At 61.7% G+C, this 16,453-nt stretch carries 17 protein-coding genes and 1 pseudogene; 5 read left to right on the forward strand and 13 right to left on the reverse strand.

Features of this window, described 5'->3' with window-relative positions; translation table 11 throughout:
• The first annotated feature begins 22 nt into the window (after window positions 1–22).
• The gene (locus tag QTA57_RS16115; RefSeq protein WP_290152446.1) at window positions 23–958 is read left to right on the forward strand and encodes a glutathione S-transferase family protein; all 936 of its coding nucleotides are present in this window, start codon (window positions 23–25) and stop codon (window positions 956–958) included.
• Here QTA57_RS16115 and QTA57_RS16120 read toward each other — a convergent pair.
• Together QTA57_RS16120 and QTA57_RS16125 are read right to left on the reverse strand one after the other, a co-directional pair.
• Window positions 955–1,203, reverse strand: a complete 249-nt coding sequence (locus QTA57_RS16120; RefSeq protein ID WP_290152448.1) for a hypothetical protein — start codon at window positions 1,201–1,203, stop codon at window positions 955–957. The two genes, QTA57_RS16115 and QTA57_RS16120, sit on opposite strands and share 4 nt — an antisense overlap.
• A 14-nt stretch (window positions 1,204–1,217) precedes the next feature.
• Window positions 1,218–1,586 (reverse strand): nuclear transport factor 2 family protein, encoded by a 369-nt coding sequence (locus QTA57_RS16125; RefSeq protein WP_290152450.1) that lies wholly within the window; start codon window positions 1,584–1,586, stop codon window positions 1,218–1,220.
• 140 nt (window positions 1,587–1,726) lie between these two features.
• Between QTA57_RS16125 and QTA57_RS16130 the strand changes: the two genes are divergently transcribed.
• From QTA57_RS16130 to QTA57_RS16145, 4 genes are all read left to right on the forward strand, one after another.
• Complete coding sequence (locus tag QTA57_RS16130) at window positions 1,727–1,978, forward strand: response regulator transcription factor (RefSeq protein WP_290152452.1); 252 nt, start codon at window positions 1,727–1,729, stop codon at window positions 1,976–1,978.
• A gap of 104 nt (window positions 1,979–2,082) precedes the next feature.
• On the forward strand, window positions 2,083–3,060 hold the full coding sequence (locus tag QTA57_RS16135; protein ID WP_290152453.1) for an ABC transporter permease: 978 nt from the start codon (window positions 2,083–2,085) through the stop codon (window positions 3,058–3,060).
• Entirely contained in the window at window positions 3,057–4,010 is a 954-nt protein-coding gene (locus QTA57_RS16140) for an ABC transporter permease (protein ID WP_171558502.1), read from the forward strand. The genes QTA57_RS16135 and QTA57_RS16140 overlap by 4 nt, the downstream gene beginning before the upstream one ends.
• Window positions 4,010–5,713 (forward strand): ABC transporter ATP-binding protein, encoded by a 1,704-nt coding sequence (locus QTA57_RS16145; protein ID WP_290152456.1) that lies wholly within the window; start codon window positions 4,010–4,012, stop codon window positions 5,711–5,713. The genes QTA57_RS16140 and QTA57_RS16145 overlap by 1 nt, the downstream gene beginning before the upstream one ends.
• Window positions 5,714–5,776: 63 nt before the next feature.
• Here QTA57_RS16145 and QTA57_RS16150 read toward each other — a convergent pair whose 3' ends face one another.
• The 11 genes and pseudogenes from QTA57_RS16150 to QTA57_RS16200 all read right to left on the reverse strand — a co-directional run bounded on the left by QTA57_RS16150 (window position 5,777) and on the right by QTA57_RS16200 (window position 16,423).
• A complete protein-coding gene (locus QTA57_RS16150) occupies window positions 5,777–6,199 on the reverse strand; it encodes a hypothetical protein (RefSeq protein WP_290152457.1) in 423 nt (140 codons plus the stop codon).
• Between the two features lie 90 nt (window positions 6,200–6,289).
• Window positions 6,290–7,348, reverse strand: coding sequence for a S8 family serine peptidase (locus tag QTA57_RS16155; RefSeq protein ID WP_290152460.1), 1,059 nt, complete (start codon window positions 7,346–7,348; stop codon window positions 6,290–6,292).
• Between the two features lie 173 nt (window positions 7,349–7,521).
• Window positions 7,522–8,136: an anti-sigma factor gene (locus tag QTA57_RS16160; RefSeq protein WP_290152462.1), complete on the reverse strand. Its 615-nt coding sequence runs from the start codon at window positions 8,134–8,136 to the stop codon at window positions 7,522–7,524.
• Window positions 8,133–8,693: an RNA polymerase sigma factor gene (locus QTA57_RS16165; protein WP_171558495.1), complete on the reverse strand. Its 561-nt coding sequence runs from the start codon at window positions 8,691–8,693 to the stop codon at window positions 8,133–8,135. Before QTA57_RS16165 ends, QTA57_RS16160 begins: the two co-directional genes overlap by 4 nt.
• 123 nt (window positions 8,694–8,816) lie before the next feature.
• Entirely contained in the window at window positions 8,817–9,137 is a 321-nt protein-coding gene (locus QTA57_RS16170; protein ID WP_290152465.1) for a Dabb family protein, read from the reverse strand.
• A gap of 1 nt (window position 9,138) precedes the next feature.
• Window positions 9,139–10,396 (reverse strand): annotated as a pseudogene (locus QTA57_RS16175) (glycerate kinase type-2 family protein).
• Window positions 10,393–11,406 (reverse strand): LacI family DNA-binding transcriptional regulator, encoded by a 1,014-nt coding sequence (locus tag QTA57_RS16180; RefSeq protein ID WP_290152468.1) that lies wholly within the window; start codon window positions 11,404–11,406, stop codon window positions 10,393–10,395. The pseudogene QTA57_RS16175 and the gene QTA57_RS16180 overlap by 4 nt, the downstream one beginning before the upstream one ends.
• A gap of 6 nt (window positions 11,407–11,412) precedes the next feature.
• A complete protein-coding gene (locus tag QTA57_RS16185; protein WP_290152469.1) occupies window positions 11,413–12,579 on the reverse strand; it encodes a dihydrodipicolinate synthase family protein in 1,167 nt (388 codons plus the stop codon).
• A 4-nt stretch (window positions 12,580–12,583) separates the two neighbouring features.
• Complete coding sequence (locus tag QTA57_RS16190) at window positions 12,584–14,170, reverse strand: GMC family oxidoreductase (RefSeq protein WP_290152470.1); 1,587 nt, start codon at window positions 14,168–14,170, stop codon at window positions 12,584–12,586.
• A gap of 7 nt (window positions 14,171–14,177) precedes the next feature.
• Window positions 14,178–14,930 carry a 3-ketoacyl-ACP reductase gene (locus tag QTA57_RS16195; protein ID WP_290152472.1) on the reverse strand — a complete coding sequence of 251 codons (753 nt, stop codon included), beginning with the start codon at window positions 14,928–14,930 and terminating at the stop codon, window positions 14,178–14,180.
• On the reverse strand, window positions 14,927–16,423 hold the full coding sequence (locus tag QTA57_RS16200) for an FAD-dependent oxidoreductase (RefSeq protein ID WP_290152473.1): 1,497 nt from the start codon (window positions 16,421–16,423) through the stop codon (window positions 14,927–14,929). Before QTA57_RS16200 ends, QTA57_RS16195 begins: the two co-directional genes overlap by 4 nt.
• Window positions 16,424–16,453 lie beyond the last annotated feature (30 nt).

The following is a 16,453-nucleotide window of genomic DNA, read 5'->3' on the forward strand; positions in this document are numbered from 1 at the left end:
TGTTTGATTAAGGAGGCGCGATATGGGTGTGATGATCGAGGGGGTCTATTATGCGGAGGATCCGGGGCCGGACACGACACTGAATGGCGCGTATGAGCGGCAGAAAGCCACGATCCGGCACTGGATCACCCGCGATGGGTCCTCGGGGTTTGGGCCTGAAGCCGGACGCTATCATCTTTATGCCGCCTGGAACTGCCCTTGGGCGCATCGGGCGCTTTTGGCAATCTCCCTCAAGGGTTTATCCGAGGTGATCAGCGTGTCGTATGCCCGGCCACGGCGGACACCGGAGGGCTGGGTTTATGATGAAGCGGGGCCTTATGCCGACCCGTTCAAGGGCGTCACGGCGCTGCATCAGGCCTATGCCCTGGCCACCCCGGCCTATACCGGGCGGATCACCGTGCCGCTTCTGTGGGACCGGGAGACCGATCAACCGGTCTCGAACGAAAGCGCCGATATCGTGCGGATGCTGAACGATGCATTTCCCGGCCCCGACCTTGCGCCTGAGGCGCTGCGCTCGGAGATCGACGCCTGGAACGCGCGGATCTATGCGGAGGTGAATAATGGCGTCTACCGCGCCGGGTTTGCGCGGACACAAGAGGCATATGACGCCGCCGTCCTGCGCCTCTTCGCGACGTTGGACGAGATCGAGGCACATCTGGGTCATCATCGCTGGCTCTGTGGAGACCGCTTTACCGAGGCGGATCTAAGGCTGTTCCCGACGCTGGCCCGGTTCGATGTGGCCTATCACTATGCGTTTAAATGCAACATCCGGCGCTTGATGGATTACCCGCGCCTGTGGGCCTACGCCCGCGAGATGTACCAGATGCCGGGTGTGGCCGAGACCGTCAAACTCGACATCTACAAACAGGGCTATTTCTCGCCCTCGGAGCTCCGCAACCCGCTTGGGATCGTGCCCGCCGGGCCCGTGGTCGACTGGACCCTGCCCCACGACCGCTAAGCGTCGCGGCGGGCGCGCGAGGGCTGGATGATGGCGGACAAATCCGAAGCTTTCGCGCCTAGGTCATTGATCGAGGCGGTTTTGAAGCGCCATGCCTCATTGCCGTCTCCCATCTGGCTCGGGAAACCGCCGGGAGTTGCCGCGCCGTTGTGGAGTATCAAACGCGTGTGTTTCTTTGCTTTCGGAAAGACGCGCGCGGTAACCGGTTTCATCGGGTTGTGATAGGCCGCAAGCCATGCATCCACATCCGGCGATCTGGTCAGTCCCCGGCCCCATCCAACGTGGTGATCAATTTCGTGATCACCCCATCTTTCAACGTGAACCGGTTCTTGCCACTGCCCCGACCGCCGGGGATTGAGGGTGAGTGGCAGGCCCAATCCACCTGCACCTCGCCGTCCACGACCTGCGCGCCCAGCACCTCGATCCGTATGTCCAGCATCGGCATTTCCCAACCAAGCGCCATTGCCTTGATAATCGCGGCCCGGCCTTCATGGCGGCGCGTTTCCCCAGTGAAGGGTTCTTCATAGACGGCATCCTCGGCAAAACAGGCCTCCAATGCCGCTGCGCCGGGCTTGCCCGCCTGCATGGACAAAAAGAAATTACTCACTTCCACCGGAATTTGGGCCATACTTCCCTCCATGTTCGATGTTTCATCTGCCGAAAACCTGCGCCGCGCCCTTGAGGGGCTGACGGCGCGCGACGGTTCCGCCATGGCGTGGAGTGCCGTCCCCGCGCTTGGCCGAAGCTGGTCATCACGTGGAGATCGACTTGACCACCACCGCCATCATCGGCGCGCCGGTCATCATCGCCCACCCGCCGGCCCCCACCTTCCAGGGGTTGACGCCCCGCCAGCGCGAGGTGGCGCAGTACCTGTTGCAAGGCCAGTCGAACAAAGACATCGCCCGCCATTTGGGGATCAGCCCCGCCACCGTCAAAGATCACGTCCATGCCATCCTGACCCGTCTTGGCCTCAAGCGCCGGGGCGAACTTGCCGCCTATGCCCGACAGAACAGAGCCTAACAAGCGGGCATCGCCCGGCCCATCCGCCAAAGGATGGATCACAACCACAATAACCGGCCCTCCGGCCTCTTGACCCCAGTCATCCAGCAGATCAGAAGAGCCAGATGCTTAGCTATATCATCCGCCGTGTCCTCCAATCCGTTCTCGTGCTGCTTGTTGTCGGGTTGGTGGCTTTCGCCATGTTCCGCTTCGTCGGCGACCCGATCGACAACATGCTCGGTCAAGAACGCACCATGGAAGATGTCGAACGGCTCCGCGCGCAGCTTGGCCTCGATCAATCCTTTTTCGTGCAGTATTACCGCTTCCTCGAAGGCGCGGTGCAGGGAAACTTTGGCATCTCTTACCGCCAAGGCCGGCAAGTCTCTGAAATCATTGCCGAACGCATTCCTGCGACGCTTGAATTGGCGGCGGTTTCTGGGGTGTTCGCCTTGGTTCTGGGCATTGGCCTGGGCGTGTTTACAGCGATCCGACGAGATGGGTTTGCCTCAAATGCGATCATGACGTTATCGCTCATCGGGGTGTCGCTGCCCACCTTCCTGATCGGGATCTTGCTGATCTATCTGTTCTCGGTGGAGCTTGGCTGGCTCCCCTCATTTGGACGTGGGGAGGTCGTCCAGCTTGGAAGCTGGTCCACCGGCTTCCTCACACAATCGGGGCTCTTGGCCCTGATCCTGCCCTCGATCACGCTTGGGCTCTATCAGATGACGCTGATCATGCGGCTGGTCCGCTCGGAAATGCTCGAAGTTCTTCGACAAGATTACATCCGCTTTGCCCGGGCGCGCGGCTTGAAACAACGGGCGATCAATTTCCGCCACGCGTTGAAAAACACTCTGGTGCCGGTGATCACCGTGACCGGCCTGCAACTTGGCTCGATCATCGCTTTCGCCATCATTACCGAGACGGTGTTCCAATGGCCGGGCGTCGGCCTCCTCTTCATTAACGCGATCCAGTTCGTCGATATTCCGGTGATGGCGGCCTATCTGATGCTGATTTCGGTGATGTTTGTCGGCATCAACCTGGCCGTCGATCTGCTTTATGTCGCGATTGATCCGCGCCTTCGGACTGAGGGGAAAAGCCAATGACCGATACCCCGATCACCCCGGAAAAACCGCGCGCGCAGTCCCGTCTGGCGATCGCCTGGGACAGCGATGTGGGCTATTCCTTCCGCCACTCACCGGTGGCGATGGTCTCGCTTTGCCTGACACTGATTCTGGTATTGAGCGCCGTGTTCGCGCCGCTCATCGCGCCGCATGATCCGTTTAATCCGGCCACGCTGAACCTGTTGAACGGGTTCACCGCCCCGGGCGAGGCCAATGCCTTCACCGGCGAAAGCTTCCTGCTTGGAACCGACGACCAAGGCCGCGATGTGTTCTCAACCATCCTTTACGGGCTGCGCATCTCGCTTTTCGTGGGGTTTGCGGCCGTGGCCTTTGCGATGGTTCTGGGCATCTCGCTTGGCTTGCTTGCCGGCTATGTTGGCGGCTGGACCGAGACGATCATCATGCGGGTCGCAGATGTCCAGCTGACCTTCCCGGCTATTCTGGTGGCGATGCTGATCTTTGGGGTCGCCAAAGGCATCACCCCGATTGAATACCGTGATCAGGTGGCCATTTGGGTCCTGATCATCGCGATTGGCCTGTCGGATTGGGTGCAATTCGCGCGGGTTGTGCGCGGAGCGACCTTAGTCGAGAAATCCAAGGAATATGTGCAGGCCGCCCGCCTGATCGGGCGCTCGCCATTTGCGATTATGGCGCGGCATATCCTTCCAAACGTGCTTTCGCCGGTTCTGGTCATCGCCACGATCTCACTGGCCCTGGCCATTATCGCGGAGGCCACGCTCAGTTTCCTGGGCGTCGGCGCGCCCCCAACCCAGCCCTCGCTTGGCACGCTGATCCGCATCGGCCAAGGCTTCCTCTTCTCCGGTGAGTGGTGGATCTTGTTCTTCCCGGCCTGCACGCTTTTGGTGCTGGCGCTGGCGGTCAACCTGTTGGGTGACTGGCTCCGCGATGCTCTGAACCCGAGGTTGCGCTGATGGGACTGCTTGAAATCACCAATTTGACGGTGGAGTTTCCCACCCGTCGCAAGACCTTCGTTGCCGTAAATAAGGCTGATCTGACCGTCGAACCAGGCCAGATCCATGGGCTGGTGGGCGAAAGCGGCGCTGGCAAATCGACCATTGGCGCCGCCGTTATGGGACTTTTGGACAGGCCCGGCCATATCACCAGCGGCACGATCCGCTTCCGAGGTGACGAAATCTCGGGCCTTGATGCGGCGGCGATGCAGGCCCTGCGCGGTAAGAAAATCTCGATGATTTTCCAAGACCCGCTGACTTCTCTGAACCCTCTCTTCACGGTGAAACAGCAGCTGGTCGAGACCATTCAGGAACATCTGGGGTTCGACGATGCCGCCGCCGAGGCCCGCGCCATCGAGCTGATCAACCGCGTCGGCATTCCTGATCCGGAAACCCGCGTGAACCAATACCCGCACCAATTCTCCGGCGGGATGCGACAGCGGGTGGTGATCGCGCTGGCGCTTTGCTCGGAACCCGATGTGATCATCGCGGACGAACCCACAACGGCGCTCGACGTGTCGATCCAGGCGCAAATTCTGGACTTGATCAAAGAGCTGGCCGCGGAGCGCCAAGTGGGTGTGATCCTGATCACCCATGATATGGGTGTGATCGCCGATACGACCGACAAAGTGACGGTGATGTATCAAGGCGAAGTGGTGGAAAGCGGCACGACCGAGCAGGTTATGGGCCAACCGAACCATCCCTATACGAAATCGCTCATCGCCGCCGTGCCGCGCCCGACGGTGAAGCTGCATCGCTTCCCCTTGATCGGATACGGCGGGCGGGTCACCGAGTTTCATATCGAAGACTTGGCGCGCAACTGGCCCTCGACCGACGCAGAACGGGGCAGCAAGCTGTTGGAGGTCACCGGTCTGACCAAACGCTTCCTGCAAAAGCCCGCGCTTCTGCCCTCGCGGCGGGAGTATTTCACCGCCGTGGACAGCGCCAGCTTTGAGATCAAGCAGGGTGAGGTCTTTGGCCTGGTGGGCGAAAGCGGCTCGGGCAAATCCACCATCGCGCGGATGATTGCGGGGCTGTATGCGGTCGATGGCGGCTCGGTCCAATTCGAAGGGCAAGACGTGACCGCAGGGCGGCGCGGCGTGCCAGAGTTTTACCGCAAACAGATCCAGATGATCTTCCAAGACCCCTATTCCAGCCTCAACCCCCGCATGCGGGTGGATCAGATCGTGGCCGAGCCAGCCCGGCACCATGGGCTTCTGTCCGGTGAGCCGTTGAAGGCCCGGGTGGATGAACTGCTGGATCGGGTTGGTCTTGGCGCGGAAGCGGGCTTGAAGTTCCCACATGAGTTCTCCGGCGGGCAGCGGCAGCGGATTTCCATCGCGCGGGCGTTGGCGACCCAGCCCCGGTTCTTGATCTGTGACGAGCCGACCAGCGCGCTGGATGTCTCGATTCAGGCGCAAATCCTGAATATATTGAAGGATTTGCAGGAGCATCTGAACCTAACGATGTTGTTCATCAGCCACGACCTGCCCGTCGTGCGGCAGATGTGTGACCGCGTCGGCGTGATGAAAGGTGGGCAACTGGTTGAGGTGGCCGAGACCGAAGCGCTCTTTGCCGATCCGCAGCATCCCTATACCCGCGATCTTCTCTCGCTCATGCCGCGTCTGGATGGGTTGTCGAACGAGGGCCTCGCGGTCGCATGAACGAAAACCGGCCCGCCGTGGGGAGCGGCAGGCCGGGGCACATCCGGGTCTGATTGGGGAGGATCAGAGCCCGGCGAGGGTTTCGATCAAACCAAGGATCGCGGCCAGTTCCGGATCAATGCCATCCTCGTCTTCTGGTTCAGGCGTGGCTTCAGCGGTCTCCTCTGGGAACGGCGACGGCATCACCGGGATCGGCATGGGCGTCGCATCGGCAATCTCGGGGAGAGGGGTGAAAAAGCGCCGCGCCAAGTCGCCTTCGGTGATCCGGGCGATGACCTCGGGGCTGAGCGTGACGCCCGCGTAATGCATGTCGTCGCAAGATTCCATGCCGGCATCAGCACAGATCCCGGAACGGGCAGCGCCATCGCGCGCGCGGATCACTTGCGCATAACACGCGCGCAGATCGTCTTCCGCGCCGGCAAATGCAGCGGGTGACGTGGCCAGTGGGCCTGCGAGGGCGGCGAGCAGAATGGCGGTGCGGATCATGGGACGATCTCCAGAGCTTGCGCCGGGCCCAGCACCCCGCGCGTCTATGCTCATAGGTTGTCCGACCTCAGACAAACGTTCAAAGAAAGCCTAGCAGCCGCCCGCGCGGACCAGCCCCCAGCCGAATTCCGCATCCCGGCCCGGGCTACCCAAATCGACGGAGGCGGCGCGGAGCCGGTTGCGCACCGTCTGCACCGAGCCACCGGGCGCCAAACGGGCCGCAAGCGCTGTGATGATCGGGGCAGCGTAGGACGTGCCGGAAGCATAATGCGCGCCGCGACGGGTGGCCACGAAGAGGTCAACGCCAGGGGCCGCAAACTCGATATGCTCGCCAAAATTCGCGCGGCGATAGCGGCGATAGCCCGCGTCAATGGCGGTCACTGCGATCACATCCGGATAGGCCGCCGGATAGGCGGCCAAGGCCTGACCATTATTGCCCGCAGCGGCGATCATCACCGCACCTCGTCTGGCGGCGGCGTCAAGCACATCCGCCATGGCGCGGTTTTCCGGCCCCGCGAAAGACATATTGATCAACCGCACGCCCTGGCTCAGGAGCCGATCCAATGCGGCCGCGATCCGCTCAATATCGCCGGCCTCCCGGCCCCTCGATTGCGTGAAGGCGGAGATCGCATGGAGCCGCGCGCCGCCCGCAAACCCGGCCAGGGCACCCGCCTCATCCCGACCGGCCATCAAGATCGCCACGGCGGTGCCATGATCCGCGCCGGGTGGCCGGTCATCACGGTTCAAGACGCTCTCATTGGTGACACGAACCCGGGCCAAAGCCGGGTGCGACGGGTCAACCGGCCCGTCGATCAGCCCCAATGTGACCGAGCCCGACAACTGGCACCGCTGCGGGGCAGCCATGCCGACCATTTCGGGCGCATAAAGCCGAGGCGAGCCTTGGGCAAAGCGGTAAATCGCATGGATGTCGACGAAACTCTGCGGGGCCGCCGCATCCAGCCGGACTTGGGCAAGGGTGCTGGTCAATCCTTGCGGAAAGGCAAAGAAGAGCGCGCGGCGGTTCAAGGTCGGGTAGTCCCGCGTGCGGCGCAGATCGGCCCCGAGATCGCTGAGCGCCTGGGCCGCGGCATTCGATTGGCCGGGCGGCCCGATCACCACATATTCGATGCGGCCTCCTGCGATACGCACCGCATCGCGCGATGCGCGCCGCCGCGCGTGCCTTCGCCGTCATCATCCCTGTTGGTGACAACGCCTTGGCCACCTTGGCCCCCGGTTGTTTGTGCCGAAGCCATAGGCCCTGCCACGGCGAAAGCCGTCACGAAAATGAGCAATGCCGCCAGTCGTTGCATGGTCACGGCCTCTTAATCAGTGGCCATCGCCTCAAAGGTATCGATGATCCCACCCTCGGCAGCCCTTAAAATCTCGGCTGCGGACTCCGCCATAGCATCGTCGAAGATCGCCAATTCGTAAAGCCCGAGGGCAGACGGGCCGGAAATGATCTCCACCCCGGCTGTCAGAAGAAGGTCCCGCATCTCGGCTTCGGACGTCCCCGGTGCGAACCCGACGACAAAGGCCGCCTCACCCTGCGTTGCACCACCACCGCTGGCCAATTCGAAGCCGGGCTGATCCGGCGCGGTCATCACAAAGACCGTTTGCGCCAAGCCCGCCGCCAAAACCAGCGCAGCCGCAATCTGCCAGACCCTGAGCCGTCGGAGCGGAACGACATTTTCGGGCGAGGCTGTTGGTGTAATGTCCTGCTCCGTGCCCTCCACATCCCGCATCAGCCGCGCCAACCCAAACTCGCCAGGGCTCTGCACCGCTTCGGCCTGCATCGCTTCGCGGAGCGCCATCAGCACTTCCAACTCGGCGCGCAAATCGCCATCTTCGGCAAGGGCTGCTTCGACATCGGCGCGTTCCGCCTCGTCCAGTGTTCCATTGGCATAAAACGGCAGCAGTTCTTCGATATTCTGGGTCATGCCGGAACCCTCCGTTCCACAAGGCCCGAGAGACAGCGCATCAACAGTTTCTTGGCGTGAAAGACCCGGGTTTTGATTGTGCCCTCGGGCACGCCCGCAACCTCGGCAATCTCGCCATAGGTCATGTCGTCATAGAAGGCCATCGCGATCGCGGCGCGGTGGTCATCCTTCAACGTCTCTAGGCAATGACGCACATGCTCCGCCTCTTGGCTCGAGGCCAAACAGGTCTCCGCATCGGGGCTATCATCCACGCTGTCGGGGGTTTCTCCCATCAGATCGGTGCGCCCGCGTTTGCGGTGCGCGTCGATCACCTTTCGGTAGGCAATGCCAAAAATCCATGTCTGCACTTTTGATCTTCCTTCGAAACGGCCGGCGGAACGCCAAACCTCCATAAACACGTCATGGAGTATGTCGCTGGCTTCAAAGGAATCGTTCAATCTGGAGCGGATAAATCGGAAAACCGGCTTCTCCAGCGCCTTATAAAGCGCCGCAAGCGCCTGTTTGTCGCCCTCGGCAACGCGCGCCAAAAGCGCCGCTTGGGTCTGGTTATCGGTCATCGCGCCACCTGTGGTCGGGCGGTTTGAAAGCTTCGCATGTGTCCTCAACCTGGCAGGTCCGGAGTATTCGGACATGTCTTAACAATTTCAGGGCTCTATGGATATGCTTTCTCTGTCAAGACGCTAGAGCTGAGCACTGACGTCCAAATCAGCGACGAAAATGCCGTCATGGCCGCCAGTCGCCGCAGCCACCAAGAGCGCGCCTGCCGCTTGATGGTCAAGATGGGTCTCATATTCCAGATGCGCCGCCCGGTCGGTGAAGGTGATGATGAATCCGTAGGAATAGGTCTGGGATTTTTGCTCGAAATCCAGGTTGGGCCCATGGGCGAGGTCCAGCATGCCGGGTAGCTCTGCTTGAAGCCCTTCAATCAACGTCATCGCATCGGACACTTTCGCCAAGGCGTCTGAATCATGCGCGGCGATATAAACACTATGTTTCAGCATGTTATGCAGGTCCTTCAATTAAAATGGCGCGGAAATCATTCACATTTGTCAGGGTCGGCCCGGTGATCACTTGATCGCCCAAAGCCGCGAAGAACCCATGCGCGTCGTTCTGCGCTAAAGCCTCCGCCGCATCCGCCCCCGCCGCCACTGCTTTGACCAGAGTCTGCGGCCCGATCACGGCACCGGCAACCTCCGCCGCCCCATCCACGCCATCCGTGTCACAGGCCAGTGCGTGGATACCTGGCGCCCCCTTTAACGCCAAAGCCAGCGCGAGCGCATACTCCGCGTTCGGCCCGCCAACGCCCGCGCCGCGGCGCGTCACGGTCAGTTCACCGCCCGAAAGGATCAGATGTGGCGCGGCGCCAGGTGCCATCGCCCGTTGGCGGGTCAGCGCAAGGGCGGCGTGTTCGGCCGCAACGTCGCGGGCCTCTCCCTCAAGCGCATCACTCAGGATTTCGACGGTTATACCCCCTGCTCCGCCAGTTCTGCGGCGGCAGCCAGAGATTGCGACGGCGCGGCGTAGAGGCGGTTCTCAACCGTTTCCAAACGCGGGTCGCCGGGAGGCAGGACCCCAGTGGGCGCGGACAAAACCGCGCCCACCGAGTCCGATATGTCGATCCGCCACTCCGACAAAATGCGTGCGGCGTCTTGTGGGGTGCTGCTATCGGCCACGGTTGGACCGGACCCGATAAAGGCCGGATCGTCGCCCGGCACATCGGAAATCAGCAAGGTCAACATCTTGGCGGGATAGGCTGCGGCGGCCAGTTGCCCCCCTTCACCCGGCTCAGATGTTTGCGCACCGTATTCATCTGATCAATCGGCGCGCCGGAGGCCAAAAGCGCGGCGTTGATCGCTTGCTTTTCGTCCAAACTGATCTCGCCCGCGGGCTGCACCAGCAAAGCCGAAGCCCCACCCGAGATCAGCGCCAAGACAAAATCATCTGGGCCAAGGCCGTCAAGCAACGCCAACATGCGGGCGGTTGCCGCCTGCCCGGCTGCGTCCGGCACGGGATGCGCCGCCTCGACAATCTCGATGCCCTGGCAAGGGCGCGCATAGCCATAGCGCGTGATGACGAGCCCGTCGCAAGGCCCCCAAACGCTCTCCACCGCTTCCGCCATACGGGCCGACGCTTTGCCCGCGCCGACCACCAGCACCCGGCCATCTGGTTTGGGCGGCAGGTGATCCGGCAAGCTGCGCATCGGGTCCGCGACTTCGACCGCCCGGTCAAAGAGGGCGCGGAGGCGGGTTTCTGGTGTCATATCTGCCCTCGTTGACTGGAGGCCCGGGTTACGAGATGCACATCGGTATAATACTCCGATGGTGGCTTCCTTCCATTCTCCAACCAATTTAACATCAAATTAGCCGAAAAATCTCCGAAACTTGCAATATCACAACTCACCGAGGAGAGCTGTGGATAAACCTGTGCACATTCTTCGATATCGTCGAAGCCGACCACTTGAAACTCAGGTCCGACCTTGCGGCCAATCTCCGCAAAGCCCGACAACATGCCCAGGGCCACGAGGTCATTAAAACACACAGCCGCATCGATCTTGGGATGGTCCCGTGTCAGTTGCAAGGCCGCCTCCCGTCCGAACCCCCGCGCTGCGCGACCGGGCAAGATGAACGGTTTGCGTCCTGCGGCGGCCAGCGTGCTGAGATAGCCCGACAGCCGCTCTTGTGTGATCGGCAACCCCTCCACCCCGCCGACGAAGGCGATATTCTCAGCGCCAGTGTCCAAGAGATGCTGCGTCGCCTCCGCCCCGCCGGTTGCGTAGTCGAAGGACGCAAATGGGAAGAGATCGGTCCGCGGATCCGCGCAGCGCAACATCTGTAGACACGGCAGACCGGCGCGCGCGATCCGGTCGAACATCGCCTCCGTCTCGCCATAGGCGGGTGAAATTACCAAGCCTGACACGCCATGCTCAATCATCGAGCCTGCAACCTGGGCCTGCAACGCGTCGTCCTCATCAGTGTTCGAGATGATCGTGGCATAGCCGCGCGCGGCGAGGCTCATCTGCACAGAGGTGGCAAATTCGGTGAAAAACGGGTTGCGGAGGTCGTTGATCACCATCCCGATCAGGCCCACGCCGCCCGCGCGCAATTGCGCCGCCGCCCGGTTATAGACATAGCCCAGATCGGCCATAGATTTGCGCACCAGATCAGCGGTCTCCGCCTTGACCAGCGGGCTCCGCTGCAACACCAGCGAAACCGTGGATTTTGACACGCCCGCATGGTCGGCCACATCCAATATGGTCGGTCTTTTGCTCAACCCCGCCTATCCCCAGTCGATCCCATACACGCCCAATAACACGCGCATCCGCGCCTCCGCCAGATCAGGCCGGGCCAAAAGCCGCGCCTGATCCGCAAGGCGAAAGACCTCCGCATAATGGGTAATCTCGCGGGCGGATTGGAACCCGCCGGGCATGATGAAATGGTCCTGCGCACCGTTCAGCCAAGCCAGAAAGGCGATGTCCGCTTTGTAGAATTGCGTGGGAGCTTTGAAGATTTCTCGGCTCAGCGGAACGGTTGGTGCCAGAAGCGCGTGATAGGTCTGAGGATCGCCCTGCGCGAGCGCCCCAAGCGCCTGCGCCGCGGCAGGTGCGATCGCCGCGAAAATGCCGAGAAGCGCGTGGGAATGGTGTGCCCCGTCGCCCTCGATCAAGGGCGCATAGTTGAAATCATCACCGGTGTAGAGCCGGACATCCTCCGGCAGCCGCGCGCGGAAGGCTTCTTCATGAGCCTGATCCAAAAGGGAGATCTTTATGCCATCGACCTTATGTTGATGCGCCTTGATGATCGCCAGCACCGCGTCGGACGCGGCGGCCACATCAGCGCTGCCCCAATAGCCAGACAGCGCCGGATCAAACATATCGCCGAGCCAGTGCAAGATCACAGGATCCTTTGCTTGGCCAAGCAAATGGCCATAAACGCGCGCATAGGTTTCGGCATCCGCCCCGATCGCCGGCAGCGCGCGGGTCGCCATCAAGATGATCTGCCCATCCGCCGCCTCAATCGCCGCCATTTGCTCTTCATACGCCGCGATAATGGCATCGGCGGTGCGGAGTTCTTCCAACGGCACCTGATCGGTTCCAGCGCCGCAGGCCACGCGCGGGGTTAGCGGATGCGCCTTCGCCTCGATCATGGTGCGCTCGATTAGCTCTTTAGCAGTGGCCCAATCCACCCCCATCCCGCGCTGTGCCGTGTCCATCGCTTCGGCGAGACCAAGCCCCTGATCCCAAAGATAATGGCGGAATTTCAACGTGCTGTCCCAATCCACCGCTGGCCGCCCCTGCCAGGGCGCGCGTTCGGCCAAGGGATCACTCACCACATGGGCCGCCGCAAAGGCCGTGCGGGTGAAGGGTACCGATGGCGCGCGTGGGGTTAGCGGATCACCTTGCAATCTGTAGGGTTCCAGCGTGCCGGAATAGGTTGGGAGCAGCATCGGATCATACCCCATGATCGGCGCGGATCATGTCGGCGGCTTTCTCTGCGATCATGATGGTCGGCGCATTGGTATTGGAGGAAATCAGCCGCGGCATGATCGACGCATCGACCACGCGCAACCCACTGATCCCATTGAATTTCAGTCTGGTATCGACCACCGCCGCAGCATCCGGACCCATGCGGCACGTCCCCGCCGGGTGATGGTCTGTCTTGGCATTGGCGCAGGCGAAGTCGTGGAGCTCTTCGTCGCTCTGAACATCCGGGCCAGGCAACACCTCCCGCTTCACGAAGGGTTTCAGCGCATCCTGGCGCAGAATCTCCTGCGCCAGTTTCAGCCCCCGGATCGACATCTCGCGATCATGCGGGTCGGCCCAGTAATTCGGATCGATGAGGGGCGCGGCCGCCGGGTCCGCACCGGCCAATCGCACGGTGCCACGCGACCTGGGGCGCAGATAAGCCGAGTTGAGGGTGACACCGGGGTTCGCCATCTTCGCAACGCCCGCTTCGATCCCGGAGCCGAGGCCAAGATGGAACTGAATATCCGGGCTGCGCGCGCCCTCTTCGGCATACCAAAATCCGCCCGTTTCAAAGAGGCTGGAGGCCACCGGCCCGCGCTTGGTGAGCAGATATTGCAGCCCCGCAACCGCGGACCAATGTGGCTTGGCATATTTGTCATAGGTATGATCGCCGGTGCATTCGGAGATGGTAAACAGGTCCAGGTGATCTTGTAGATTGGCACCGATCTCCGGCTGATCGAGGATCACGTCAACACCCACCTCTCGCAGATGATCCGCCGGGCCAAGCCCGGAGAGCATCAGCAATCTGGGCGATCCGATCGCGCCGGAAGACAAGATCACCTCCTGCTCCGCCATCACCCGAGCGCCATCCATCAGTTCCACACCAACCGCACGATGGTTTTCAACAATGAGCCGGCGCACTTGAACACCAGTTTTGACCGTCAAATTGGGCCGATTGCGAGCCGGTTTTAGATACGCAGCCGAAGTTGAAGATCGGCGCGCATGTTTTTGAGTAAGTTGATAAAATCCAACACCATCTTGGGTCTCTCCTGTCATGTCATGATTGCGCGGAATGCCCAACTCAGCCGCTGCGTCGAAATACGCATCGCAGATCGGCAAGGGCGCGCGGGGTTGTGAGACGCCAAGCGGACCGCCCTGCCCGTGATAAGTGTTGTTATAGGTGTCATTGTCCTCAGCCTTGCGAAAGTAAGGCAGCACATCGTCGTAGCCCCAGCCATCGCACCCGATCTGCCGCCACTCATCGTAATCGAGCGCATTGCCGCGCGTGTAGATCTGCGCATTGACGGTCGAACCGCCACCGATCACCCGAGCTTGCGTATAGTTGAGTACGCGGTTCTGCATGTGCCGCTGCGGCACGGTCTGCCAGCCCCAGGCGCCGATCCCTTTAGTCATTTTGGCGAACCCGGCAGGCATCTTGTAGAACGGATGCCAATCGCGGCCCCCGGCCTCTAACAGGCAAACCGTTAGGTCAGCGGACTCAGACAGCCGCGCCGCGAGGACGCACCCGGCGCTTCCGCCGCCAACGATGATAATGTCGTAGCTCTCCGCCATCTTCCCCTCACAACCGCTGGATCGACAAGCCGCCATCGACCGGGATCACTGCCCCGGTCGCGAAGGCGAATTGTCCGCTCGCCAAGGCCGCAACCGCGCGCCCGATATCGGCGGGCTCGCCCCATCGTTTCGCCGGGACCAAACCGGCCTGAATCGACGCGTCATATTTGTCTTTCACCGCCGCGGTCATCGGGGTGTCGATGATGCCGGGACGCAGGTCGAAAACACCGATCCCCGCCTCGGCCAGCCGAGCCGCATAGAGCTGCGCCATCATTGCGGCAGCGGCTTTCGAGATGCAGTATTCGGCCCGCTCAACCGAGACCATTTCGGCACTGACCGAGGTGATGAACTGGATCGATCGATAGGGCCCATCCAGGGCGGCCAACATGCGCCGGGCCACCTCTTGCGCCAGGAAGAACCCGCCGCGCAGGTTGACGGCCATCACGTGATCGAAACTCTCGACGGTCATCTCGAGCATGTCACCCCGGATCTTGGCCGGTACGCCCGCATTGGAGACAAAACAACTCACCGGTCCGAGACGCTCGCCAACGGCGTCAAGAAGGCGAGCTTCGCCGCCTATCTCACTCAAATCATATTGAAAATACTCTAAGCCCAACGCCGAAACGGCCTCTCGAACTGCAACGCTATCTGCCGGAAGCTCCGCGCAAATCGCAACCCGAAACCCGGCCTCTTTCAGGGCTTGCGCAATGCCAAACCCAATCCCTTGTTGTCCCCCAGTGATCAACGCGACGCGGGTCATCCGGCAAGCTCCGTTTCTGTGATATGTGCCGCGCTGCGCAACGCGTTGGCGGCGATGGTAAGCGCCGGGTTCACGGCGGCCGAGGTCGGCAAAATGCTGGCATCGGTGATAAAGAGATTGGGATGATCGAAGCTCCGGCCGAAGGAGTCGACCACGCTGGTCGCCGGGTCGCGCCCCATCCGCGCGGTGCCGCATTGATGCGACGGCGTGCGGCGATCAAAGGGACGTGAGAGGATCACCGGGAATCCCGCCTTGCGCAGGATCCGTTTCAGGCGAGCAACCAGGGCTTCATGGGTCGCCCAATTGGAGCACTTCCAATCCAGCACGATCCGATCCTCTTTAAGCGTCACCCGGCTCTCCGGATCGGGCAGATCCTCCGACATGACATAGAAATCAATTGCATGATCCGCGATCCAGCGGGCCAGCGGACGTGGCAATCGCGTCTGCGCCGCAAGGATCGGGGCGGAGACCCGGCCAAGCAGTTGGATATTGCCAAGCGGTGCATCACCAGGGCCGCCGCTGGTATAGAAATCATTGATCTGCAGCGTCTTTTGGTAGGTCGCGCGGTTGCGGCGGAACGGATGGATCGCCAGCGCGGCGGAGCAATTGTGGTTCATAAAATTCCGCCCGACCTGATCGGAGCGGTTGGCAAGACCGGTCGGGTAAGCTTCAGTCGCGGACCGCAGCAAAAGTGCGGCGGTGTTTACGGCCCCAGCGGCCAGTGCCACATATCGAGCGGTTATTTCGACCTGGCCCGTCGACCCGGTCGCGTGAACGCCGAGAATGCGGCCCGCGCCATCAACCTGCAGCTTGTCAACATGCACACCCGTCTCAACCGTCACATTGTCAAACGCCAAAGCTTGGGCCAGCCCGACGCTCTCCGCGTCCATTTTGGCGCCGGTTGTATCTGGAAATGCGTCCCAAGGCGTCGCTGCGCGCGCCAACCACTTCGGCAAATCCACGCCAAGTGGTAAAGAGGAAGGGTGCAGCCCCACCCCAATCAGACGCGCGCGCAGATCGGCAATCTCGGACTCATCGGGCAGCGGCGGATGTGGGTAAGCCCCGGAATGCGGCGGCTCGGTCGGGTCTTCGCCAAGCATCCCGCGCACCTGATACATCTCTTCGGCCGCCTGATACCACGGCTCAAGCGCCGCGTAGGTGATGGGCCAGCCAGTCGTCGTGCCGCCCAGATGGGCAATCGGCGCAAAATCCGCCGCGCGATAGCGCAGCAAGACCGCGCCATAGAATTTGCTGTTGCCGCCAACGCAATAGTAATTGCCGGGATTGAACGGTTGCCCCGCTCCATCAAGCCATGTCTCATCTGGCCGAAACACACCCTCCCCGAATATCGCCTGCGGATCGCGTGCATCGGTGCAGTCGTCCAAGCGCTCACCCCGTTCCAGGATAACAATGCGTGCGCCGGTCGGCGCCAGAGCGGCGGCCAATGTGGCCCCGCCCATGCCGGAGCCAATGATCAAAACGTCGATGCTCATCCTGCAACTCGCATTTGGAACCTTCCAATT

The organism is Fontisubflavum oceani, assembly GCF_030407165.1.
GTDB lineage: Bacteria > Pseudomonadota > Alphaproteobacteria > Rhodobacterales > Rhodobacteraceae > Rhodophyticola > Rhodophyticola oceani.

What these genes read in the sequence shown, in the direction of transcription:
- QTA57_RS16115 (WP_290152446.1), top strand. Translation starts at nt 23, where the DNA reads ATGGGTGTGATGATCGAGGGGGTCTATTATGCGGAGGATCCGGGGCCG.
- QTA57_RS16125 (WP_290152450.1), bottom strand. Translation starts at nt 1,586, where the DNA reads ATGGCCCAAATTCCGGTGGAAGTGAGTAATTTCTTTTTGTCCATGCAG.
- QTA57_RS16135 (WP_290152453.1), top strand. Translation starts at nt 2,083, where the DNA reads ATGCTTAGCTATATCATCCGCCGTGTCCTCCAATCCGTTCTCGTGCTG.
- QTA57_RS16140 (WP_171558502.1), top strand. Translation starts at nt 3,057, where the DNA reads ATGACCGATACCCCGATCACCCCGGAAAAACCGCGCGCGCAGTCCCGT.
- QTA57_RS16145 (WP_290152456.1), top strand. Translation starts at nt 4,010, where the DNA reads ATGGGACTGCTTGAAATCACCAATTTGACGGTGGAGTTTCCCACCCGT.
- QTA57_RS16150 (WP_290152457.1), bottom strand. Translation starts at nt 6,199, where the DNA reads ATGATCCGCACCGCCATTCTGCTCGCCGCCCTCGCAGGCCCACTGGCC.
- QTA57_RS16160 (WP_290152462.1), bottom strand. Translation starts at nt 8,136, where the DNA reads ATGACCCAGAATATCGAAGAACTGCTGCCGTTTTATGCCAATGGAACA.
- QTA57_RS16165 (WP_171558495.1), bottom strand. Translation starts at nt 8,693, where the DNA reads ATGACCGATAACCAGACCCAAGCGGCGCTTTTGGCGCGCGTTGCCGAG.
- QTA57_RS16170 (WP_290152465.1), bottom strand. Translation starts at nt 9,137, where the DNA reads ATGCTGAAACATAGTGTTTATATCGCCGCGCATGATTCAGACGCCTTG.
- QTA57_RS16185 (WP_290152469.1), bottom strand. Translation starts at nt 12,579, where the DNA reads ATGCTGCTCCCAACCTATTCCGGCACGCTGGAACCCTACAGATTGCAA.
- QTA57_RS16190 (WP_290152470.1), bottom strand. Translation starts at nt 14,170, where the DNA reads ATGGCGGAGAGCTACGACATTATCATCGTTGGCGGCGGAAGCGCCGGG.
- QTA57_RS16195 (WP_290152472.1), bottom strand. Translation starts at nt 14,930, where the DNA reads ATGACCCGCGTCGCGTTGATCACTGGGGGACAACAAGGGATTGGGTTT.
- QTA57_RS16200 (WP_290152473.1), bottom strand. Translation starts at nt 16,423, where the DNA reads ATGAGCATCGACGTTTTGATCATTGGCTCCGGCATGGGCGGGGCCACA.